This is a genomic window from Hyphomicrobium sp. 802 (genome assembly GCF_000526135.1).
Taxonomy (GTDB): Bacteria; Pseudomonadota; Alphaproteobacteria; order Rhizobiales; family Hyphomicrobiaceae; genus Hyphomicrobium_B.
Genome location: NZ_JAFM01000001.1, coordinates 1418392 through 1441639 on the forward strand (window position 1 = coordinate 1418392; position 23248 = coordinate 1441639).

The 23248-nt window shown below is 61.7% G+C and carries 17 protein-coding genes, 1 tRNA gene and 1 pseudogene; 9 read left to right on the forward strand and 10 right to left on the reverse strand.

Translation table 11 applies throughout. From position 1 onward, the window contains the following. Together HYP802_RS0107065 and pip are read left to right on the forward strand one after the other, a co-directional pair. Positions 1-1836, forward strand: coding sequence for a sodium:solute symporter (locus tag HYP802_RS0107065; RefSeq protein WP_024275422.1), 1836 nt, complete (start codon positions 1-3; stop codon positions 1834-1836). Positions 1837-1905: 69 nt separating this feature from the next. After that, positions 1906-2865: a prolyl aminopeptidase gene (gene pip / locus HYP802_RS0107070; protein ID WP_024275423.1), complete on the forward strand. Its 960-nt coding sequence runs from the start codon at positions 1906-1908 to the stop codon at positions 2863-2865. A 9-nt stretch (positions 2866-2874) separates the two neighbouring features. Here pip and HYP802_RS0107075 read toward each other — a convergent pair whose 3' ends face one another. Further along, on the reverse strand, positions 2875-3429 hold the full coding sequence (locus tag HYP802_RS0107075; protein ID WP_024275424.1) for a hypothetical protein: 555 nt from the start codon (positions 3427-3429) through the stop codon (positions 2875-2877). A 352-nt stretch (positions 3430-3781) separates the two neighbouring features. Between HYP802_RS0107075 and HYP802_RS0107080 the strand changes: the two genes are divergently transcribed. The 3 genes from HYP802_RS0107080 to HYP802_RS0107090 all read left to right on the forward strand — a co-directional run bounded on the left by HYP802_RS0107080 (position 3782) and on the right by HYP802_RS0107090 (position 8316). Then, positions 3782-6505, forward strand: coding sequence for an SEL1-like repeat protein (locus tag HYP802_RS0107080; protein WP_081741021.1), 2724 nt, complete (start codon positions 3782-3784; stop codon positions 6503-6505). 93 nt (positions 6506-6598) lie between these two features. After that, complete coding sequence (locus HYP802_RS0107085) at positions 6599-7525, forward strand: sulfite exporter TauE/SafE family protein (RefSeq protein WP_013946452.1); 927 nt, start codon at positions 6599-6601, stop codon at positions 7523-7525. After that, entirely contained in the window at positions 7525-8316 is a 792-nt protein-coding gene (locus HYP802_RS0107090) for a TIGR02186 family protein (RefSeq protein ID WP_013946453.1), read from the forward strand. The genes HYP802_RS0107085 and HYP802_RS0107090 overlap by 1 nt, the downstream gene beginning before the upstream one ends. Positions 8317-8327: 11 nt before the next feature. Here the strand turns inward: HYP802_RS0107090 and pdeM are convergent, their stop codons facing one another. Genes pdeM through HYP802_RS0107110 form a run of 4 tightly spaced genes read right to left on the reverse strand, consistent with a single transcriptional unit; the run spans position 8328 to position 13178 of the window. After that, a complete protein-coding gene (gene pdeM, locus HYP802_RS0107095; RefSeq protein WP_013946454.1) occupies positions 8328-9050 on the reverse strand; it encodes a ligase-associated DNA damage response endonuclease PdeM in 723 nt (240 codons plus the stop codon). Continuing rightward, on the reverse strand, positions 9047-11683 hold the full coding sequence (locus HYP802_RS0107100; protein WP_155831176.1) for a ligase-associated DNA damage response DEXH box helicase: 2637 nt from the start codon (positions 11681-11683) through the stop codon (positions 9047-9049). The genes pdeM and HYP802_RS0107100 overlap by 4 nt, the downstream gene beginning before the upstream one ends. Before the next feature lie 59 nt (positions 11684-11742). Continuing rightward, positions 11743-12840: a quinone-dependent dihydroorotate dehydrogenase gene (locus HYP802_RS0107105; protein ID WP_051463114.1), complete on the reverse strand. Its 1098-nt coding sequence runs from the start codon at positions 12838-12840 to the stop codon at positions 11743-11745. Next, a complete protein-coding gene (locus HYP802_RS0107110; protein WP_024275429.1) occupies positions 12825-13178 on the reverse strand; it encodes a DUF952 domain-containing protein in 354 nt (117 codons plus the stop codon). Before HYP802_RS0107110 ends, HYP802_RS0107105 begins: the two co-directional genes overlap by 16 nt. A 196-nt stretch (positions 13179-13374) precedes the next feature. On the opposite strand from HYP802_RS0107110, the gene HYP802_RS0107115 reads away from it, so the two are divergent. After that, positions 13375-15156, forward strand: a complete 1782-nt coding sequence (locus HYP802_RS0107115) for a DUF262 domain-containing protein (protein ID WP_024275430.1) — start codon at positions 13375-13377, stop codon at positions 15154-15156. A 22-nt stretch (positions 15157-15178) separates the two neighbouring features. Here the strand turns inward: HYP802_RS0107115 and HYP802_RS0107120 are convergent, their stop codons facing one another. After that, positions 15179-16831, reverse strand: coding sequence for a lysine--tRNA ligase (locus HYP802_RS0107120; protein ID WP_024275431.1), 1653 nt, complete (start codon positions 16829-16831; stop codon positions 15179-15181). 95 nt (positions 16832-16926) lie between these two features. Next, on the reverse strand, positions 16927-17637 hold the full coding sequence (locus tag HYP802_RS0107125) for an alpha/beta family hydrolase (protein WP_029670848.1): 711 nt from the start codon (positions 17635-17637) through the stop codon (positions 16927-16929). Positions 17638-18316: 679 nt separating this feature from the next. Between HYP802_RS0107125 and mepA the strand changes: the two are divergent. Then, positions 18317-19321: pseudogene (gene mepA, locus HYP802_RS23970) on the forward strand (penicillin-insensitive murein endopeptidase); the annotation flags it as partial. A gap of 222 nt (positions 19322-19543) precedes the next feature. Here the strand turns inward: mepA and msrA are convergent. Continuing rightward, entirely contained in the window at positions 19544-20218 is a 675-nt protein-coding gene (gene msrA / locus HYP802_RS0107135) for a peptide-methionine (S)-S-oxide reductase MsrA (RefSeq protein WP_024275434.1), read from the reverse strand. A 118-nt stretch (positions 20219-20336) separates the two neighbouring features. Beyond that, positions 20337-20792: a hypothetical protein gene (locus tag HYP802_RS0107140; RefSeq protein WP_245261470.1), complete on the reverse strand. Its 456-nt coding sequence runs from the start codon at positions 20790-20792 to the stop codon at positions 20337-20339. A 171-nt stretch (positions 20793-20963) separates the two neighbouring features. Here HYP802_RS0107140 and HYP802_RS0107145 point away from each other — a divergent pair. Next, positions 20964-21053, forward strand: a tRNA-Ser gene (locus tag HYP802_RS0107145). Positions 21054-21369: 316 nt separating this feature from the next. After that, positions 21370-21831 (forward strand): hypothetical protein, encoded by a 462-nt coding sequence (locus HYP802_RS0107150; RefSeq protein WP_024275436.1) that lies wholly within the window; start codon positions 21370-21372, stop codon positions 21829-21831. A 169-nt stretch (positions 21832-22000) separates the two neighbouring features. Here the strand turns inward: HYP802_RS0107150 and HYP802_RS0107155 are convergent, their stop codons facing one another. Next, positions 22001-23041, reverse strand: a complete 1041-nt coding sequence (locus HYP802_RS0107155) for a cytochrome-c peroxidase (RefSeq protein ID WP_013946491.1) — start codon at positions 23039-23041, stop codon at positions 22001-22003. Between the last annotated feature and the right edge of the window lie 207 nt (positions 23042-23248).

Below are 23248 nucleotides of genomic sequence, written 5' to 3' on the forward strand. Positions count from 1 at the left end.
ATGGCGTTCGGTGCGCGCGCGAGATTGATCAATCCGCGCCTCGGCACGTATTTCAGCATTTTCGCCGCCCTCTACACGGCGCTGTTCCTTCTTGTCCTGATCTTCGAGCAGCTGAAGTTCGATGAGAGCTTCCTGCGCATCGCGTTCCTCGCCGGGCCGATCATCATCTACGCCGCGATCGGCCTGTGTGTCGGCACGAACGACATCCTGTGTTATTTCGCGGCTGGTCGGCGCGTTCCCGCGGCCTATACCGGGCTTTTGCTCGGTGCTTCGGCGCTGGGCGGCACCTTCATCGTGGCGGGCACGGGCGCATTCTTTTTCTCGGGGTTCGATGCCGTCATCCTGCTGATGGGTACCCTCACCGGTTTCGTCATCATGGCGATCGGGCTTGCGCCGTTCTACCGGAAGTTCGGCGCCTTCACCGTCCCGAGCTATCTCGGCCGCCGTTTTGAGAGCCGGGGACTGAGGGTCATCACGGCAGGCATCGCGGCTGTGCCGATGCTGCTCGTGCTGTCGGCAGAATTGCGCATTGGCGGTAACGTCGCGCAGCGCCTTGTCGGCGGCAGCGCCAACAATCTGGTGTTTCTCCTGGCGCTGACGATTGCGATATCGACGGCGGCAGGCGGCAAGCGTTCCTTCACCTGGACGGGCGTTGCGCAATCGATCGCGCTGTTTCTCGCCGTGCTTGGCGTCGCGACGACGGTCAGCGTGATGGTCACAAGCCTGCCCATTCCGCAACTCGCGAACGGTCCGATGGTGCGCGGGATGGTGCGGAACGAAGTCAACGAAGGATTGCAGCTCATCAAGGTCTGGCCGATGGCGTTCCAGCTGCCGCCCGACGGCTTTTCCGCGTTGACAAAGCCTTACACGCAGCCGTTCGGCTCGATCGGACCGTTGGCTTTCATCATTGGTGTTTTCGCGATTGCGACGGGTGTCAGCACCGCGCCGTGGCTATTGCCGCGCGTCGCGGCGACGCCTGGCGTGTATGAAGCGCGGAAATCGCTCGGCTGGGCGACGGTCTTTTCCGGACTGGCGCTCCTCACGATTTCTTCGGCGGCAATCTTCCTTCGAGATTTCACGCTCGAAGCCGTGATGAGCGAGCGGCTCGGCCCGTTGCCGCAATGGCTGCATAACGCGGCGGCGCATCATATCGTGACGTTCGATCAGGCAGCTACACGGCTGGGATTTGCCGGCTTGAAGTTCGATCGCGACGGCGTGCTGTTTGCTTTGCCGCTGCTCGTCGATCTGCCGTCGGCGTTCTCTTATCTCCTGCTGGCCGGCGCTGTTGCCGCTGCATTGGTCACGGCGTCCGCGACGACGGTGTCGCTGGCGGCCGTTCTTGGCGAGGACGTTGTTCAAGGCATGTCGTGGGAGCCGCCGACGACGCAAAGCCGGGTGTGGATCGTGCGCGGCTTCATCGTGGTCGTAGCGTTCTGTGGCGCGATGCTGTGCGTCACGGCGCCGAGCGATCCGTTGCGGCTCGTACTGTGGGCACTGTCGCTGACGGGTGCGAGCCTCTTCCCCGTCATGGTCCTGTCGATCTGGTGGAAGAGACTGACGGTCGGCGGTGCGATCGTCGGGGTCATCTCGGGCTTTATCGCCGGAGCGTTCGCCATCATGATGGGCGAGATGGGGACGCTTTCGACGCCAGGCGCCATCGCGGGCATTCTCGGGCTGCCGGTGTCGTTCGCGCTGGCCATCGGTACGAGCTTGATGCGGCCGGAAGTCAGCCGTCACACTGTCGAGATGGTACGCGACATCCGGGTTCCGGGCGGCGAGATCATCTACGACCGCGAGATGCAGCGGCTCCAGCTGCGTAAACATTCGCGCACGTAATGGCTCGAATGCTGACTTGCGGGTCGTTCAGGATTGCTCAGGCGGTCTGGGGCCTCTAAAGAGCAATCCATGACCATTCGCGATCGCCTCGATCTCTATCCGCCACTGACGCCGTACCGCGAGACCCGGCTGCCGGTCGGCGGCGGGCATACGCTTTACGTCGAGGAATGCGGAAACCCGAATGGACGGCCGGTCGTCATTCTGCACGGCGGTCCAGGCGGCGGATGCAATCCGACCATGCGGCGGTTTCACGATCCCGACCGTTATCGCATCGTGCTGTTCGATCAACGCGGGTGCGGGCGTTCGACGCCGAACGCGTCGCTCGATCACAATACGACGCACGATCTCGTCGCCGACATCGAGCGCATTCGCGGCGAACTCGGCATCGACCGCTGGCAGTTATTCGGCGGCTCGTGGGGGGCGACGCTGGCGATCGCTTACGCAGAAGCTTATCCCGAGCGCGTGACCGCGATGGTTCTGCGCGGCATCTTTCTGCTGACGCAGGCGGAGTTGCGCTGGTTCTATCAGGACGGATGCAGCTGGATTTTCCCAGAAGCCTTTGCCGAATTCCAGCGGCCGATTCCGCCCGACGAACGCGACGACATGATCGGCGCCTATCACCGCCGGTTGACGTCCGACGATCTCAGCGTTCGCCTTGCCGCAGCGCGTGCCTGGAGCATCTGGGAAGGGACGACGCTCTCGCTCATTCCGGAAGCCGATCGCGTGGCACGGTTTGGCGCCGACAGCTATGCGCTGGCCTTCGCCCGAATTGAAAGCCATTACTTCGTCAACGCTGGTTTCTTCCGCAGGGACGGCGAGTTGCTTCTTGAAGCCCATCGCCTGAGGGACATTCCCGGTGTCATTGCGCACGGCCGTTACGATGTCGTGACGCCCGTGCGGAACGCGGTGATGCTCGCCAAGGCTTGGGGCAACGCCGATCTACGCATTGTGCCTGACGCTGGGCATGCCATGACGGAGCCGGGACTCGTGCATGAGCTTATCCGTGCCACACGCAAATTCGCGGACTGATATCTTTATCTAGAGCGAGCCTTTTGGACCCGGCGAGGCCGACGGTGGCGCGGGCGGCGGTGACGGCGCGGCGTGGTCGTCCGGCGGCAGAGGCTTATCCAAATCCCTGACGTGATCGCGGATCTTCTTGTAAACGCGCGAGATGTAGTCGAGAGCCTGATCGACTTCCTCATCAGTCGGGAGCTGGGCCTTGCCGTCCGGCGGTGGCGCGTCGGCGAGCGGACCGGGTGGCGCTGGAACACCGGGCGGCCGTGTCTCGATCATCTCTTCAAGTTCTTTGACGCGCGCCTTCAGGTCGTGGTTCTCCGATTCAAGTCGCGAAAGCTTGTCGGCGGGTGTGTTGGCGGTCTGATCGTCGACGGATTTGCAGGCCCATTCGTTGCCGCTCTTGGCGCACATGGCGACGGCGCCCGTCTGCTTGTCGAGACGCAGGAAGCCGCCCTCGACGGGGGACATCGTGAACCGTTCGGCGGTGTCACTCGATGGCTCTGCAACTGAAGCCGCTGCCAGCATTGGCAGAATGGAAAGACCGAGCATGGTTGCCCGCGTCGCCCTCAAGGTCATTGCAAGTCCTCCGCTGACCGTTACCTGCGAAATGGTCATATGCGGGAACTATGGCAAGACCGCTGGCCATAGCCATTTCCGCGAATCAACCCGTTCGACGTGGCAGTGCCGGCGGCCGCCAGATCAAAAGTTTCCTCTAATAATGTATTGAAAAGTCGCAATTTTTATCGTCCTGGCACGCTCCTTAACTCGACGTTTACTCCCGGCGACCAAAAGTTGCCTTCGAAGCTGATTTGTGTCGCGTCCGCCAACGATCGCATTTGACCTGCGCGGTACGGACCCCCCGATGTCCCGAGCGCGCGGCGGCTGCGCTCTCCCGGACCGTTCGCAATCGCGCTGTCTCGAGGGGAAGATGTCGAAATCGGAAATGGGTGCTGAGCGTCGGGAGGGAAGGGACCCGCACGAGTCCGGTGACGACAGCCGCGACGAACTCAAATCGATCCTCGATACGATTGCCGCCCAGCTTCAGGACGCCGATCGTCGGCACACGGCTGCGCTCAGCGAAATGCAGGATCGGATTTCGGGGATGGGGCGCGAGGCCGATCTCCTGCGTATGCGCATTCCCGATCAATTCGCGCCGGCCTTCGAGCAGATCGAAGCAGGCATTGGCGAGCTGGCTCATCGGCTGGTCGATGTCGATCGAAGCGCCGCGCGTGGTGCGGCGCGGACGCGCCAGCATCGGGCGGCAGCACGTTCGGGCCATGCCGATCTGAACAACCCTTGGGACCGGGACGACGCGGAAGCGCTCGCCAGTGTCTATGAAGCGTCCGCCTATCCGCCGTCTGCAGCCTCTGCACGCGATGCCGACGAGACCGCGGGCGGTACTTCGAACATCGACGAGGCATGGCTTGAAAGCCGGTTCGCCGAGATTGCCCGCGGCATCGAATATTCGCTCGCGCATGTGAAGCCCGAGAACAAGTTCTCGGACTTCGATCAGCGTTTCGATCAGTTCGAGCGCCAGTTTGCGAAAGTGTTCGCAGGCGTTGCCACCCATGACGACCTCGCTACTGTGCAGCAGATCGAGGCGCACATGGAAGAGATCGTCAATCGTCTCGAAAAGACGAACGATCAGCTCGATCGGCTCAACACTATCGAAGCGCAGCTTGCGAACGTGTCGCAAACACTCGCGGAGATGCAGGCGGCGAACGCCAAATTGGCAGACATCGGTGCGGTCGCTCGGGCGGTAGCGGAAGAAACGGCGCAGCGATTTGCGAGCCAGCCTCCGGATGAGCGAAATGTGGCAGCGGACGAGCTTCGTCCGCTGATCGAACAGCTCGTGATGGAAAATCGTCAGGGCGGCGAACAAACCGCAATGCTTCTCGATACCATGCAGCAAGCTATGGTTCGTCTGCTCGACCGGGTGGAAGCGATCGACTTTCCGCCGCAGCAACCGCCGCCGCGGATCTTCGAGGCCGACCATGCGGCCAACTACGGCGCGCGAACGGAAATGTTCGGCAGCGATGCACTGCGCGATGACGACTTTGCTGCTGAGCCGTCTGCTTTCGACGAAGATGATAGCTATGGCGCCTTTCCCGGTGCCGTCTCGCCGCCACCGCTTTCGGCGGTCAGCGAGACGGGAATGTCGCCGGAAGAAATGGCGCTGCGCAGCGAGAAGATGCGGCAGGAATTCATTGCTGATGCGCGCCGGGCCAAGATGCGTCTCAGCGCCGAGGGCGACGACATTGACGATTCCGTCGCGCCATCGCTGTCGGCAACGCGGATGGCGTATGCAAGCGGCTCGGCGCCAGCCGGCAGCCGGCCGATCCGGCCTTCGAGCGCGCTTGCCAAGAACACGTCGGGACCCTCTGCGCCGTCGCCGCGGCTAATGATCATCGCGGGCTTCGTGCTCGTGGCGCTTGCCGGGCTTTGGTATGCCTTCGGATTTGAAAGCAAGCCGCAGTCGGCTGCCGTGCAGGAGGCCGCTCCTGCAACCACCACGCAAAGCAAGACGGTCCAACCGGGCGACGCCACGGATGCAGCAAAGGCTTCGGGTGCGCCGTCGGCTTCCGAGCCGTCGTCGGGGTCGCAAGCCCCTTCGGCGCCTGCCGGTGAACCGAACGCTCAAGGCGGGGTCAATGGTCCGCGCAGCGATCTCGGGCCTCATGACGGCGGCGCGCCTGCGACGACGGCCTCGATCGACCCGGATTCTACACCGCGGACGACGCTGCCGATGACAGGCGTTGCGGTCGATCTCGATCATCCGGTAACGGAAGCCGAGCTGATCCAGGCGCGGCGTCATCAGGCGATGGCGAACATTTCGGGCGAGCTTGGAAGCGCTGCGGCGCGGCCAGGCGAATCTGCCGTGGTCCCGGCGTCGATGATTCCAACAGAAGCGGAAACGGAAGGCATCGCGCCGCCGGCGCAAAACACAAGCGCACCGGCCGGGGGGCAGAAGTCATCGCGGCTCGATATGCCGCCGGCGATGATCGGTCCGCTGTCGTTTCGGCTCGCGGCGGCCAACGGCGATTCATCGGCACAGTTCGAAGTCGGCGCGCGGTTCGCGGAAGGCGAGGGCGTGTCGCAGAATTTCGCTGAGGCCGCGAAATGGTATCAGCGTTCGGCCGAACAGGGTTTCGCCTTGGCGCAGTATCGTCTCGGCACGCTTTATGAGCGTGGTCTCGGTTTGAAGGCCGACCGGAAGCAAGCAAGCACCTGGTATCTGCGCGCAGCCGAGCAGGGCAACATCAAGGCCATGCACAATCTTGCTGTGCTCTCGGCCAACCAATCGGATCGCGCCCCCGATTACACGACGGCGGCGCAATGGTTCGAGGAAGCTGCCAAGCGCGGCCTGCCCGACAGCCAATTCAATCTGGCTGTTCTTTATGAGAACGGTCTTGGCGTGACGCGCGATCTAAGGACGGCGTTCATGTGGCTTTCGCTTGCCGCGCAAGGTGGTGACGCAGATGCAGTCCGCCGCCGCGATATTCTTCGCGGCAAGCTGACGGCGCAGGACATTACCGTTGCGAGAAAGATGATTGACGCCTGGCGGATGACGCCTACGGATCGCGCGATCAATGATGCCCACGTTGCCGGCGACCTATGGAAACAAAATCCCCGAAACGGCCTCAACGGCTAGAGCTTGCCGTGACGCGCCGCGTGGTGTCTCCTGGCGGGAAATCCTGCTAGACGCTAGTTCCATCGCCTGCACCACGCCGTTTCGGATCCGAGGATGACCCTTTACCTGCCGATTGCCGAGATGTCGGTTTCCGTCATCGTGTTTTTGGCTCTCGGGATGAGTGTCGGTTTTCTCTCGGGTCTTTTCGGTGTCGGCGGCGGTTTTCTGCTCATGCCGCTGCTGACGTTTCTCGGCATTCCGTCGGCGGTCGCCGTGGCGACCAGCGCCTCGCATGTCGTGGCGTCTTCGGTATCGGGCGCGATCACACATTATCGCCGCGGCAACGTCGATATCCGGATGGGGCTCGTCATGCTGGCGGGCGGTCTGACGGGAACCTATCTCGGCGTCAGTGCGGTGAAGATCTTGCGGCGTCTGGGATACTTCGATTTCACTGTCGCGCTCATGTACGTCATTTTTCTCGGCGTGGTCGGTACGGTGATTTTCGTCGAGGGCATCAACTCGTCGCGCCGGGTGCGCTCGACTGGCGGGACGACGGCCAGAAAATCCGGTCAGCATGGCTGGATGGAAGGCCTGCCGTTCAAGATGCGGTTTCCACGCTCGAAGCTTTACATAAGCGCCGTGCCGCCGGTGATCATCGGCATGTTCATCGGTTGCCTGTCGGCGATCATGGGCATCGGCGGCGGTTTCATCATCATACCAGCGATGATCTATCTCTTGCGGATGCCGACGGGGCTCGTTATCGGCACGTCGCTGTTTCAGATCGTGTTCGTTGCGGCTCTGGCGACCGTGCTGCACGCTGTCGAGAACAAGACGGTCGATGTGGTGCTCGCTTTGATCTTGATCGTCGGCGGGGTGATTGGTGCGCAATTCGGAACGATGGTTGGGGAGAAATTGCGCGGCGAACATCTGCGCGCGTTGTTGGGCGCGGTGATTTTGCTCGTTGCGGCGCGGATGGCGTACGAGCTTGTCGTACCGCCTGCCGATCTGTTCTCGCTCGCGGCAGTGGCGGGGGCATCCTGATGCGGTGGTTTTTGGCAGCGATGGCCGTGATGATCGGCTTCGCAGGCGCTGCGGCGGCGGAGGCGCCGAAAGAAGGCGTCGAAGCCGACGCCTCGACGCGGCAGGTTGCCATCACATCGAGCTTCACGGGCACGGAAATTCTGGTCTTCGGTGCAGTCACCAACGGCGTGCAATCTAGTCCAGAAGCCGGCACCTATGACGTGATCGTGGTGGTCGAAGGCATTCCGGCGCCGGTCGTCGTGCGTCTCAAGTCGCGGGTCGGCGGCATCTGGGTCAATACGCAGTCGATGCGCTTTGCGTCGGTGCCGAGCTACTATGCTATCGCTTCGACGCGGCCGATCGACGAGATCGCGGATAAGGCGGTGCTCGATGCGCAAGGGATCGGCTTCGATCATGTGCGGATGGTTCGGGCCGCGCGGAGCCGGACGGATGCGACCGATCCGGCGGAGTTGCAGGCGTTCAAGGAAGCGCTGATCCGTTTGAAGGAGCGAGAGCGGGTCTACGTCAAATCGGATTTCGGCGTGTCGTTCATAGGCAGAAGTCTTTTCCGTGCGACGATTGCGTTGCCGCCCAATGTGCCGGTCGGGCCGCTGACGGCGCACGTGTATCTGTTCAAAGGCGGCCACATGCTCGGCGAATACAGCAATCGCGTCATGCTGCAACGTGAAGGCGTCGAGCGTTACATTCACGAGACTGCAATGACGCAGCCGTTTCTGTACGGCATAGTGACGGTGCTGCTTGCGGTGTCATCAGGGCTTGCTGCGGCGTTCGCATTCCGCAAGCCGGCCTGATCTCTTCGATCTCAATCGTCGCGCAGCAGGCGGGGGGCGACGGGATAGAGGCCTTCGTGGCCGAGCATCCAGACGTCAAGACCATCATCGCCGAACAGCGGTTCGAAGGCCATGTCGAGAATATTGAGACCGCCCGTATAGGCACCGAACGCCGGCATCACGAGACGCAGGCGATTGCCGACGAAGCATGGCCGCCGCAGCGATGTGCCGTGAAACACGAGGCGGGCGGCGGGATGAAAATGTCCGGCGATCTCGTGCGTCGCCGCGCCGGGACGTGGCTCATGACGGAGCGCGATACCGCCGACGATGATTTCCTCGACGACATAGCCCGCCAGCGTGCGGTCGATCTTGGGATCGTGATTGCCAGTGATCCAGATCCAATCGCGATCTTCCTGCAGCATGTGCAGGCTTTCGATGTCGGCTTGATCCATGCGCGCCGCGCCATCGGAATCATGCAGGCTGTCGCCAAGCGAAATGACTGTTTCGGGTTGGTAGCGATCAATCAGTGCTGCCAGCTTGCTCAGCGTCTCTCGCGTGTCATAGGGCGGCAGCATCTGGCCGCGCGCCGCGAACGCCGAGCCTTTTTCGAGATGAAGGTCGGAGACGATCAGCGCACGCTCGGCAGGCCAGTAGAGCGCACCGAACTTATGGGCGAGGAAGGTCTTGCCGCAGATGTTGACCGGCTGATCGGCGAAATCATCGAGCCCGATGCGCTCCGGTTTCAGCATGTTCATTGCTCTGCATCCCCCGTCGCTTCGCGTATCAATTCGTCGGCCGCCGCACGCAGAACCGTATCGCGATCCTGACCGTAGACCAGCTCGACGCCGATCTCCAACAGCACCGGCACGGCGAGCGGAGACACATGGTCGAGAATTTGGTGCCTGATTCGGTTTTTAATGCGAGCGAGAAACGCGCCGAGCCGCTTGATGTCGAGCAGGCCCGTGGCGGCGTCGGCCCAGGCGGCTTCTAGCAGCAGGTGGTCCGGGTCGTGGCGGCGCAGCACGTCATAGATCAGGTCGGTCGAGATCGTCACCTGGCGACCAGATTTGACCTTGCCGGGGTGGCGGCGCTCGATCAGACCGGCGATGACAGCCGCAAGGCGAAATGTCCGCTTCATCAAGGCGCTTTCGGCGAGCCACGCATCGAGGTCGTCGCCAAGCATGTCTTCGTCGAAGAGTTCTGCAAGCGAAAGGCGACCGCCGGCAATGAGGTCAGACATATCGCCATGGGTCCAGACGGCGAGCGCATAATCGTTCGCCACGAAGCCGACAGGCTGGGCGCCGGTACGGTCGAGGCGGCGGGTCAGCAGCATGCCGAGCGTCTGGTGCGCGAGACGGCCTTCGAACGGATAGGCGACGAGGAAGTGGCGGTTACCCCGGGGGAAGGTTTCGACCAGCACTTCATCGGGCGCAGGCATGACTGAGAATTCGGTCTGCAACTCAAGCCAGTTGGCGACAGGATTTGGAAGCGCCGACCAGACGCTCGGGTCGGCGAGCATATCGCGAACGCGGCGCGCGAGATGCGTAGACAGCGGGAATTTGCCGCCGTCGTAACTCGGCACCATCGGGTCTTCGGCGTTGGCGCGCGTGACGAAGACTTCGGTATCGCGAATGCCTTCGAAGCGCAGCACTTGGCCGGCGAAGACGAATGTATCGCCCGGCGTCAGTTGCTCGGCGAAATATTCTTCGACTTCGCCCAGCACCCGGCCGCCCATGTTCGGCAATCGCTTGGCGCCGCGATGGGCGATGAGGCGGACTTTGAGATGTGGCGCATCGACGATGGTGCCGATGTTCAGACGGTATTGTTGCGCGATGCCGGGATGGGCGACGCGGAGCTTGCCGTCGTCGGTTGGGCGGAGTTTGGCGAAACGTTCGTAGGAGCGAAGGGCGTAGCCGCCGGTCGAAACGAAATCGACGGTGCGGTCGAATTGATTTCGTGTGAGGCCCGCGTAGGGGAGGGCAGAGCGGACTTCATCGAACAGCGTATCGGGATCGAAGGGGGCTTCGCAGGCCATGCCGAGCACGTGCTGGGCGAGGACATCGAGTGCGCCGCTGCGGGACAGCTGCGCGTCCTGATCGCCGGCTTCGGCGGCTTGCTGGGCGGCGCGGCATTCCAAAACTTCGAAGCGATTGCCGGGAACGAGGATCGCTTGCGACGGCTCATCGAGGCGGTGATTGGCGCGGCCGATGCGTTGCAGCAAGCGGCTTGCACCTTTGGGCGCACCGAGATGGATGACAAGATCGACGTCGCCCCAGTCGATGCCGAGGTCGAGCGTGGAGGTGGCGACGACGGCGTGCAGGCGACCTTCGGCCATCGCCGCTTCGACCTTCTTGCGCTGGGCAGCTTCGAGCGAACCGTGATGCAGGCCGATCGGCAAGTTGTCGTCATTGATGCGCCAGAGTTCCTGGAAGGCATATTCGGCCTGCATGCGCGTGTTGACGAAGATGAGCGTCAGCTTGTGCGCACGGATTGCGTCGTAGACCTCGTGCATGGCGTAGCGGGCGGTATGGCCGGTCCAGGGAATGTCGTTTTCCGCTTCAAGGATTTCGATGACGGGCTTGGCGCCGCCTTTGACGGTGACGAGACCAGCGATGTTCGTCATCGTTTCGGGATCGGTCTGTGCGACGAGGTAGCCGCGCAATTCGCTCGGGCGCGCGACGGTGGCCGACAGGCCGATGGTCATGACATTCGGCGCGAGCTTTCGAAGGCGGGCGATGTCGAGCGCCAGGAGATCGCCGCGTTTCGAGGCGGCGAGCGCGTGAAGCTCGTCAAGGATGATCGTATCGAGATCAGCGAAGAGATAGGACGCGTCCGGGTGGCTTAGCAGCAGCGCAACCTGTTCCGGTGTCGTCAGCAGGATGTGCGGCGGCTTCACGCGCTGACGCTGGCGGCGCGCGAGGGACGTATCGCCAGTGCGCGTTTCGGTGCGGACCTTCAGGCCCATCTCTTCGATCGGCGTGTTGAGATTGCGCTCCACGTCGGCGGCAAGCGCTTTCAGCGGGGAGATGTAAAGCGTGTACAGCCCGGCGCCGGTTTTCTTCCGGCCCCCGTTATGAATCGAGATCAGGCTTGGCAGGAAACCTGCGAGCGTCTTACCTGCGCCGGTCGGGGCGATGAGCAATGTCGAGCGGCGCTCGCGGGCGGCTTCAAGGAGCGCCAGCTGATGCGGCCTCGGCGTCCAGCCGCGATGCGCAAACCAGTCCGCGATTTCTGGCGGGAGGTGCGCCGTATCGGGAGCAGCTTCGGCGCGACGTGATTTCTTCTTCGGAAGAGGTGCGACCAACGCAGCGCCGCGCGGCTTCGGCTTGGCGCGCGAGGTTGGCGGGCGCGCTTTGCGCGGGGGCTTGTCGGTGGTTTTACGCGGCACGTATCAGACTTCGTTGAGATAAGCGTTCGACTGGTACCGTCCCCGCGGGCATTCTATCTCTAAAGCGGCTGTTTCGCCCAGTAGTCGGCGTGGCGGCCTCGGATGGCGGCGAGACTCGATTGGCCGCTGCTCTTCAGGGCGTCGGTGAGAACGGACTTGATCTCACTGATGAGGCTTGGCCCTTCGTACACAAGACCCGTATAGAGCTGCAACAATGTGGCGCCGGCTTCGATTTTTTCCAAGGCCTGCTTGCCGGAACCAATGCCGCCGATGCCGATGAGCGGAATTTTTCCGCCGGTTTCCTGGTAGATGCGGGCGAGCATGGCGGTCGAACGGGCAAACAGCGGTTGTCCGGAGAGGCCGCCCGTCTCGTGCGCCAACGGCGATTTGACGCCGTTGCGGGTGAGGGTCGTATTGGAGACTGCGATACCATCGACGCGGTGCGCGACGAGGCGTTCGACGATCGGCGCGATGTCGGCCTCGGCAATGTCGGGCGCGATCTTGACGATGATGGGACGGCGTAACGCACCATCTTTGACCAGCCGCGTGCGCGTCGCCATGATCCGCGTCAGAAGTTCGTCGAGCGCTTCGGGCGCTTGAAGGTCGCGCAGGCCTGGCGTGTTCGGCGAGGAGATGTTGACGGTGAAATAACTGGCCAGCGATGTGAACCGCATCAATCCCAGAACATAATCTTCGCCGCGGTCGTCGCTGTCTTTGTTCGCGCCGATGTTGACGCCGACGATGCCGCCGCGATTTTTTCGCGCTTCGAGCCGGTCCAGTACCGCGGTGTGGCCGCCGTTGTTGAAGCCGAGCCGGTTGATCAGGGCTTTGTCTTCCAGGAGGCGGAATACACGCGGGCGTGAATTTCCGCTCTGCGGTTTCGGTGTTACCGTACCAACTTCGGCGAAGCCGCAGCCCATTCCAAGGACTGCGTCGGGTACGCGTGCGTCTTTATCATAGCCGGCGGCGATGCCGATGGGGTTGGGGAATTCAAGACCAAAGACGGATTGCGCCAGCACGCGATCGTCGGGTTTGAGTGGGCGCGGGTAAATTCCGCATTCCAGTGCCTTGAGGGAAGCCTCGTGGGCTTCTTCTGGGCCGAGTGCGAAAAGCGCGGAGCGCGCGAAGCGGTAGAATTTTTTCAGCACACGAACCATTCCTCTTCAATTCGCGGTATGCCATTCTCATCGTTTTGAAGGTTACGCTGCCACATCGCTTCGGAAACCGATATGTTGCCGTAGAGGTGCGGGAAGAGATCTCCGCCGCGCGATTGTTCCCATTTGAGTTCGGGGCCTAATGCCGAGGCCTCAAACGCGATGAGAACAAGATCGCCTTTGTCTTTGAAATGTTTTTCTAATGTGCCGGGAAGCTGATGTTGCGCCGAAAGATGTATGAAGCCATCGCGACGATCATCGGCCGATCCGCTATATACTCCGTCTATGGTCGCTTTGGACCATTCACGAACGGTGACAATTTTGAATACGATTTTGCTCATTGCAGAGTTTGAATTTTGATAGCGCTCTCTCACTGATATCATTACGCCGCAGCGACACGGGGCAGTGTGGCGCCGATGCAAGCCCGTTGCTATCACGGCTGCATACGCGTGCAACCCGTTTCATGTGTCGCGGGTTTTCAATTTCGGGTCGTGGGGATGCGGTTCCCGCGGATGGCAGATAGAGGTCTTCGTTTTCGTGTATCCAACGGCGTCGCTAACAATTTCGGAACTGTTCTTCGGACCCTATCTGTTGAACATTCCGCTGTTCCAACGGCCGTACTCGTGGGGACGAGAACAGGCCGAGCAGCTTCTCGACGATCTGATGGAGGCTGCTGGCGTCTGCTCGGGCGGCGAGGCGGATCAGACGTACTTTCTCGGAGCCGTCGTGCTTATGGACGCCCCGGGAGCGGAGACTTCGAGGCTCAACCCGAAGATGACGCCTCGCGAGTTCGGGGTAATCGACGGACAGCAGCGGCTCGTTACGCTGATGACGCTGCTTGCTGTGTTGCGTGATCTTGAAACCGATACGCGCAGGCCGGTCGGCAAGCGCGTGCACAATATGCTCATTGCGCAACTTGGCACGCGCTTCTTTCGTACCGAACGGTTCCGAATGCATCTTTCGACGCGCGAGCGCGCCGTGTTCGAAGATCATATTCTGCTGCCGGGAAGTTCGGTGCAGCCGACCTATCTCGCCGCGCCGTCCTTGCCGGAAGCGACGCTGCTCGAAGTGCGCGACCGCTTCAAGGCCGTTTTGTCCGAGATGACCAATACGGCACGGCGGACACTTGCCGATTTCATCGCGGACAGTTGTTATATCGTCGTGATCGTCGGCAACGACATCGACCGGTCGCATCAGATGTTCGTGGTGTTGAACGAGCGCGGGAAGAAGCTGCAGCGCAACGACATCCTGAAGTCCGACATTCTGGCGCGCATGTCGACGAGCGATGCGAAGTGGGCCGTCGGGATGTGGGACGATATGAGCCTGGCCCTCGGCGAAGGATTCGAGCCGTTCTTCGGTCATTTGCGCACGATTTACGGCCATGGCCGTCTGCAAATCGTATCGGGCGTGCGGCAAGTCATTCGCGACAGCGGCGGATCGGAAGCGTTCTTCAAGGATGTGTTCCTGCCGCTTGCGAAAGCGTATGTGCTGGTCAGGAGTAACGGCGAAGACGTGCTGCCGCACAGCATGCAGCGGACACTCATCTATCTCAATCGGCTGCCGGAAGCCGACTGGGCGCCTGCGGCTATCGTCGCGCTCAAGGACTGGAAGTACGATCCGCACCGGGCCGCGTTTCTTTTGGACGAGATCGAACGATTGGCGATGCTGACGCGGCTGCTTTGCGCCGGGTCGGGCAAGCGTGTGCGGCGCTTTGCGGAGCTTATCAAAGTCATGCGGTCCGGTGTGCCGATCGACGCGTCGCATCCGGTTCTGCAGATGTCGCGCGATGAAGTTCGCGGCGTCGCTTTCCATCTCAAGGATTTTCACAAACGCAATCCGAAGGTGTGCAAGCTGCTTCTGATGCGGCTTGGCGACGAGCTGGCAGGCGAAATGGATGTGGTCGATCCCGATCTCTACACCATCGAGCACGTGCTGCCGCAGCGCCCGGCGGCGTCTAGTCCGTGGCGCCAGAAGTTCGCGAGTTCGGAAGAGCGCGCGCAACTCGTGGAAAGCCTCGGCAACCTTGTGCTGATCACGCAACAGGAGAACGACCGGGCGCGCAACGCATCGTGGGAGGACAAGAAGCAGATTTACGCCAAGGCTTCGAGCCGGGTGCCGCTTCTTGCGATCACGCGCGACGTTCTCGGTGAAACGGAGTGGTGCAAGGAGCAGATCGAGGCTCGCGAGCTTCGACTGATTGAATTGATCGACAAGCTCTGGCGGATCGATCTTCTTGGGCAACGGCCGGGCGTTCGACCGCCGCCGCTCAAGCCTGTCGATGTCGAAGAGCCGACGGAGCCGCTACGGCATCTCGCGTGAGGAGATGCCAGGAGCCGCGTGCTTACGCAGCGGCAAGCTCGCCGCCGAGCGCTTTCGCAATCAACGCGCGGGTTTCGGGAATGCCGTACAGCGCGACAAAGGTGCCGAGACGCGGGCCGCGTTCCTGGCCCAGCAAGATCTCATAGATCGCCTGGAACCAATCGAGTTTTACACCGGGGCCGCCGCTGGGGCTGGTCTTGGTCGTGTCCTGATAGCGCGGAATGGAGCGGCCGACATCGAGCAGCGCATTCTGGATGGTGTCGCCGTCGGCGTCTGGCGGCAAAGCTGCAAGCGCCGCGTCGAGGCTCTTCAAGGCTTCGATCTCAACGTCGTCGGGTGCGCGGAACTTCTTCGTCGGTTTGACGAAGTCTTCGTAGTAGCGGATCGCGTAGCCGGCGAGCTTGTCGAGGATCGGCGCGTTCTCGGGCTCGGCGCCCGGCGCGTAGCGGCGCAGGAAGCCCCACAGCACGTCCTTGGTGTGGGCGTGCGATACCGACACGAGATTGAGCAGCAAGCCGAACGTCACCGGTATTTCCGGCTTCGGCGGGCTACCGGCGTGAATGTGCCAGACTGGATTGTCGATCTGCTGCTTTGAGTCCTGCTTCGGGAACGACGACAGGAATTGCAGATATTCATCAACGGCGCGCGGGATGACGTCGAAGTAAAGCCGCTTGGCGCTGCGCGGCTTCTGATACATGAACAGCGCGAGGCTTTCGGGCGAGGCGTAGGTGAGCCATTCGTCGATGGTGAGCCCATTGCCGCGCGACTTTGAAATCTTCTCGCCCTTGTCGTCGAGGAACAGCTCGTAGACGTAATGCTGCGGAGGCACGCCGCCGAGGATCTCGCAGATCTTGTCGTAGATCGGCGCGTTGGTCTGATGGTCCTTGCCGAACATTTCGAAGTCAACGCCGAGCGCGACCCACCGCATGCCGAAGTCCGGCTTCCATTGCAGCTTCACGCGGCCGCCGGTGACGGGCAGCGTGACGTCGCGGCCGTCTTCGTCGGCGAAGGTGATGGTGCCGTCCGTGGCGTTCACTTCCTTCATGGGCACGTAAAGGATGCGGCCGCTCGTGGGCGAGATAGGCAGGAAGGGGCTGTACGTCGCCTGCCGTTCCGGGCCAAGCGTCGGCAGCATGACCTTCATGATGGCGTCGTAGCGTTCGACGGCGCGCAGCAGCATGTCGTCGAAGCGTCCGGCCTTGTAGTATTCGGTTGCGCTCGCGAATTCGTACTCGAAGCCGAAGGTATCGAGGAAGCGACGGAGCATGGCGTTGTTGTGATCGCCGAAGCTTGCGTAGTCGCCGCCGAACGGATTGGGGACCGTCGTCAGCGGCATCTGCAGATACGGTTCGAGCGCTTTCCGGTCGGGAACGTTTTCCGGAATCTTGCGCATGCCGTCCATGTCGTCGGAGAAGCAGAGAAGGCGGGTCTTGCGCTTGCCTTCGGTCAGCGTCTCGAAGGCATGGCGCACCATCGTCGTGCGCGCAACCTCGCCGAACGTGCCGATGTGCGGCAGGCCCGAAGGTCCGTAGCCTGTCTCGAACAGGACCGTCTTGGTGTCGCCGCCGGGAATCTTCTCCAGGCGCTTGAGCAGCCGGCGCGCTTCTTCGAAGGGCCAAGCCTTGGAGTCGGCGCTGGCGGTGGACTGCTCGGGCGTGAAGACGAGTGCGGTCATTTGGCTATGGCTGTTCGTATGGTCACGAGATGGCAAAGGTACAAAGGCTGGCTTTGCGGCGAAGGCGCGCACCGTAGGTGCACGGGCGGGCAGCGTCAACGCGCCTTCGAAATCTCCGTGACAAATGCCGCAACGGCGTCGGCGGCGGCTGCGAGATTGCCTTTGCGCGTGAAGCCCGACGCGCCACGCGGCCCGAAATCGTGGTCGCCGTCGTCCATCCAGACGAACGCAATTTTGTTCGAAAGCGGATATTTTTCCACTTCGGCGCGGCTGCCGAACGGGTCGCGTTCGCCCTGAACGATCAGGGCCGGGCAACGAAGATTTTTGAGGTGCTCAGTCCGTAGCTGATCGGGTTTGCCGGGAGGATGGAACGGATAGCCGAGACAGACGAGGCCAGTGATCGCCTTTTTCGCAAAGAGCTCGTCGGCGACGAGGCTCGCGACCCGGCCGCCGAGGGATTTGCCGCCGATCACGAGTGTGGCGCGTGGATACGCGGCGTGGATGGCATCGATGCACGCGCGGTATTCATCGACGAGGACTTCTGCGCGCGGCGGCGGGCGCTTCGGGCCCCCATCGCGACGTCCGGCCATGTAGCCAAACTCGAAGAGCGTGAGCGCCAGGCCGCGTTCGTCCAAGAGAGCAGCCATTGTGTCGAGGAACGGCGAACTTATCCCCGCGCCTGCGCCATGCGCTAAGATCAGTCGCGTGTCGGCTGCAGCGCTTCCGCGGTCGATGCGGAATGCCGGCAGAGCCGACGACGCAGGCTTTTTTGCTGTTGCGCCGGGTGATTTTTGAACGCGGGTCATGGTGGTCACGATGCGAAAAGGACGAGCTGATACAGTGCCGGCAGTTGGCGTACCAGCGAAATTACAGGGCGAGGATGTGACAGGCGTGCCGTTGCGCCTTAAAATTGCAGGCTGGGTCTGATTTTCGCCCGAGATTGAGCTAAAGTAAGTGTCATGAGGTAAACGGGGACGAAGCATGAGAGCCGCAAAGGTCTTGGCGCTCGCGGTCGTCTGCGCATTGGCGGCGATCGGTAGTTCGCTGGTTCAGGCATCCGACACGCCGAGTTTGTTTGGTTTCATCCAGCCGTCGCAGGCGGAATCCGCGCAGAATGCTGCGTCCGGACAGAGCGATGACGCAAGCGATGTTCCGTCAGCGCCCGATCCTGGGCATGCAGACGGAGCGCAAGGTTCGACGCTTCCTGCTTTCGTGGCGCGGCCGCACGCGTTGACGCAGTCTGATTCCGAGCCAAGCGAACCGCCGGGTGACGATGCCGAGGCGCCGTCGTCGGATACCGCGGCTCCTGCTGCCGCCAGCACGACGACCGGCTCCGTTTCCGACAAGCCCGAGGCTGCAAGCGCCGCAACGACACCTGCGAAATCGTCGAAGAAGCCGCCGGTTTCGATCAACGTCAAAATCAAAGTTGAGCCGATTCCAGGACTGACGGCACCGAAGAAGCCGACTTGGCCGACGTTTGTCGGTGCGAAGCAACTCTTCGGGGAAGCCAAGAAGCCTGCGCCGATGGAGGCGCGTTCGATCGGCAGTTATTCGCGTGGATGTCTGGCGGGCGGTGTGCCGTTGCCGATCGACGGTCCGGCGTGGCAGGAGATGCGGCTCTCGCGCAATCGCAACTGGGGCAATCCCGTCTTGATCGCGCTGATCGAACGGTTCGCCAAGGATGCCCAGAAGCTCGACGGTTGGCCGGGCCTGCTGGTCGGCGATATCGCGCAGCCGCGCGGCGGTCCGATGGTGACGGGACATGCTAGCCATCAGATCGGTCTTGATGCCGACTTCTGGCTGACGCCGATGCCCAAGAAACGGCTTACGCGGAAAGAGCGCGAGACGCTGAATGCCACGTCGATGCTGGATGACACCGGATTGAAAGTCGATCCGAAGGTGTTTACGTCGAAGCAGGTGGCGCTCATCAAGCGCGCAGCGTCATATCCGGAGGTTGAGCGGATTTTCGTACATCCGGCGATCAAGAAGGCGCTGTGTGAGCGAGCGGGAACAGATCGTGCGTGGCTCGGCAAAGTGCGGCCGTGGTACGGCCATTACTATCACTTCCATATGCGCATCAAATGTCCGCCGGGCTCTACAGGATGCACGCCGCAAGTGCCACCCACCGGCGACGATGGATGCGGCAAGGAAGTGACGCAGTGGCTGGCGAAGGTTATCCCGGCAAAGGGGCCGCCAGCGCCGCGTCCGCCTGGGCCGCCAAGGGCGCCGAGCCCGCCGATCATGCTTTCGGATTTGCCAAAGGAGTGTCAGGCGGTGCTGGCTTCCGGGCCTGATCCGATCAAAATTCCGACCGCTGCCCTGATGACGAGGGTGCAGGTGAAGAAAGCGCTGGCAAAGGCTGCTGCCGTGAATATGGCTCTCTACAAGGCGTCGACTGCCGGAGGTGCCAAGGGGTCACCCGCGGAACTCGCGAAGAGCCCGGCGCTCCGTCCGCATATGCATAAATCTGCGACAGCCGATCCGAAGTAGGCCAGACGTCATCCCCGTTTGTGCCGGGAAGCCATTTCGATCATCGCGCTCCTGCGGGCGAGACAACACGATGGTGGGCGGCGGCGAAGTTTGTGGGCGCACTCGCAACAACGTCATGCCGACGGAGGTCGGCACCCAGGCAAGCATCAGCTCGCGTCGTCTTTCGACTTGTCTGGATCCCGGCCTTCGCCGGGATGACGTTGGAATAGCGACTAGGCGGACTTAGCCCTTTACGTCCGCCGATGCTGCGTCAGAAGCGGGCATCGGGCAGGAGACGCCCGTACCCTTCAGGCCGCAGTAGCCGTGGGGAACCTTCGCCAGGTACTGCTGGTGATAATCCTCGGCCAGGTAGACCGGCGGCGCAGGCTGGATCTCCGTCGTGATTGCACCGTAGCCCTTGCCGGCGATTGCAGCCTCATAGGCCTTCTTCGAAGCCTCAGCCGCTGCAAACTGCTCGGGCGTGGTGGTGTAGATCGCCGACCGGTACTGAGTGCCGACGTCGTTGCCCTGACGGAAGCCTTGGGTCGGATCGTGCGCTTCCCAGAACGTCTTCAGCAGCGTCTCGTAGGAAATGACCTTCGGGTCATAGACGACGACGACAACTTCGGCGTGGCCGGTCGCGCCGGTGCAGACCTCGTCGTAGGTCGCATTCGGCGTGTAGCCACCTGCGTATCCGACGGCGGTGATCCAGATACCATCACCCAACTGCCAGAACAGGCGTTCGGCGCCCCAGAAACAGCCGAGCCCGAAAACCGCGACTTCCAGGCCGGCAGGGTAGGGGCCATGCAGCGGGCGCGAAAAGAGATAGTGCTCGGCATTGGCGGAGAGGATCGCGGTCGGACGGCCCTTCGGGGCGGTCTCGGCGGTCGGCATGACGACGCGCTTACGTGCGAACATGGATTAGCTCCTTTTTATCGTTGGGGTGGATGCCCCAGTATACGACGGCCGTTCCCCGTTCGTTTCAGAAGGCCTGCAAATTCGCTTCCGGGTGCAAATGGCGCGCTGGTTGCGGGCTTCAATAGTCGTTGGCGAAAATTCGAATCCGGCGGCGCGGGCGACCGAGAAAGCCGCAGGCGATGGCCAGCAGCAGGAAGATCATCGTCGCCGGAAGCGACAGGAACGAGGTCAGCACCGGATCCCAGCCAACCGGCCCGGTTATGCGGGTGACCGTACGCTCCAGGGCTGACACGAACGCCGGAGCAAGGTTGTGAAGGTGCTGCAACAGCGAGATTGCGCCTTCGCCGTCGCTTCGAGGCCGCGAAACGTCGGCGGCGAAGGAGATGAGGGTGAAGAGGGCGAACAGCGCGGCGAGAAAGCGCAGCATGAGGCGCGGGCGGGATTCGGGGTTCACGAAGCCTGCGACCAAGGCAATCAGCAGCGCGGCGGCGGCGACGCGCAGCAGCCACGCCGTCGGCTGTTCGCCCGAGGTGTACCAAAGCCAACCGTAAACGGCCGCCGAAGCGGCTGCCAAAGCTGAAAAGACCTTGAGAAGCGTGGAGCTGGTCATAGGTGGCAGTTGCTCATGAGCCAGCGCCAGTTTTGCGGCCCCTGCGGCCCAGCGTCAAGCTGGGGAAAATCATTTCAGGGTGCCGTTGCGCTCGGGATGCGGATGCGTATAGTGCGCCCCTTCCACGAACCGGACGGAGAGATGGCCGAGTGGTTGAAGGCGCACGCCTGGAACGCGTGTAGGCTCGCAAGGGTCTCGTGGGTTCGAATCCCACTCTCTCCGCCATTGTTGTCAGACGTGCCGTTTTGACGACGATTAGCTTCCTCTGGTTTTCCTCCATATTCCCCACCCGCTTTCGCAACGCGGCGGAGCTTCGAGCCGTAAGCCGTCACCTAGTTCTATAAGGCTGACATATATTACCCGGATACAATTGACGAAGGTATTTCGTCCGGGTATTAATGGTGCGGGCATCTGGGCAAGCGCGACACGTTCGATTTCCTAAACAGCCCCGCGGGGCCAACGATTGCTGTCTTCTGGTTCGTTGCCGGAGGTGGCCATCGCGGTCGCGCGGTCAGCGATACATCCCATTCAAGGAACCGCCATGAGCAGAACCGGCTCGACATCGTATCTCGAACCGACACAGGCCGCGGGGCGCCAGTTCGTGCAGCGCGATCTTTCCGGCCCCGTCGTCATGCTCAATCTGCTGAGGTTCAGGGATGTCGCCGATTATTCAGGCCACCCTGAACTGGCGCCTGCTGTGCCGATCAGCGGTGCACGAGCATTCGATCGCTACGTTGAGCATACGCTGCCCTTCTTGCGCGAAAGCGGGGGCGACATCTTGTTTCTCGCCAAGGGCGGCGCCTTCCTGATCGGCCCCGCCGACGAACGGTGGGATCTGGCAATGCTGGTCCGGCAGGCCAGTGTTGCTTCGTTTCTCTCCTTCGCCGCCCATGCAGGGTATCTCGCGGGGCTTGGCCATCGCTCGGCAGCGGTGGAGGACTCCCGCCTTCTCCCACTATCGGAAATGCCATGTCGCACGCCTGCTGAGGGAATGCAGGCATGAATACAATAATGGCCAACGGCATTGAACTCGCCTGGGACAGTTTCGGCGATGCCGACACCGAAGCATTCCTGCTGAGCGTGCTGAAGGAATTTCGAGGCGTCGATAGGCGAAACGCTGTTGGGGACGGGCGACCGCCGCGCGTCATACGCCCGTCCCTTCACATCGAATCTTATGGCTGCGGCCTAGGCGTTTCTACCGTACTAGGCGGGAGTATCGGGTAGGTGACTTGGGGTTGCTCGCCCGTCAGCGACTCCAGGAACGAGGTGATGTTGCTAATTTCCGCGTCCGTGAGGTGTTGGCCGAGTTGGCTTGTGCCCATGACAGCAACTGCCTGACGAAGATCCCATGATTTCCCCGTATGGAAATATGGCATTGTCAGCGCAACATTACGGAGCGGCGGGACGCGAAAGACATATTCATCGCTGACCGTGTGCGTGACTTGGAAGCGCCCCTTATCATCAGGCGGCAGGAAATCAGCACCTGGTTTTTCGACTACGCCAAAGGGCGCATACATTTGCCCGCCGACATTTATGCCCGCATGACAGGACGAGCATCCCTTGCTCATGAAGAGCTGCAAACCTTCTTTTTGCTCTGGAGTAAGCGCTGCTTCATCGCCTCGCAAATACTTGTCGAAGGGAGCATTGGGGGTGATCAGCGTCGCTTCAAAGGCCGCAATCGCGGTTGCGACGTTGGACATCGTAATGCGATCGGCGTCAGTAGCGAAGGCCGCTTCAAAAAGCTTGCTGTAGCCAGGAATTCCTTTCAACATTTGAATAGCGTGTTCGGGGGTGATGCCCATCTCGATTGGATTCTGGATCGGCCCACCAGCTTGGGCTTTCAAGTCAGCGGCGCGGCCATCCCAAAATTGCGCGACGTTAAATACTGCATTCAAAACTGTGGGTGCATTTCGGCCGCCGTGTTGCCATTTGTGCCCAATCGAGTTTGGAAGCATGTCGACGCCTCCAAGCCCAATTTGATGGCAGGTGTTGCAGCTGATGTTATGACTTTGCGAAAGGCGCGGATCGAAATAGAGAGCTTTGCCGAGGTCCACCATCGCTGGCGTAGAGACAATGCCTTTAATCACTGGCGGGGTGAGAGGAATAGGAGCGAAGGTGGCTTGGGCCTGCTTCATGAGAGGGTCATCGGCAGCATCCACCGACATCGCGACCGCAGAAGTCGCGACCACTGTCAGAATTGTAAATAGTCGCATGCGCTTCTCCTTCTCGCCAACCCCCGCGAACAAAAAACTAACGCATCAACCATTGATGGACTTGATTTCGCGCAATAGGAATTATCGGTCAGGATGACCGCGCGAGGTGATTCAGAAATCACCCTTCGCAGCAGCTATCCCGAGGACAACTGCTGCCCACGAAGCATTGACGGTCACACTCGTTTTCTTCCGTTATCATGGCTTTGA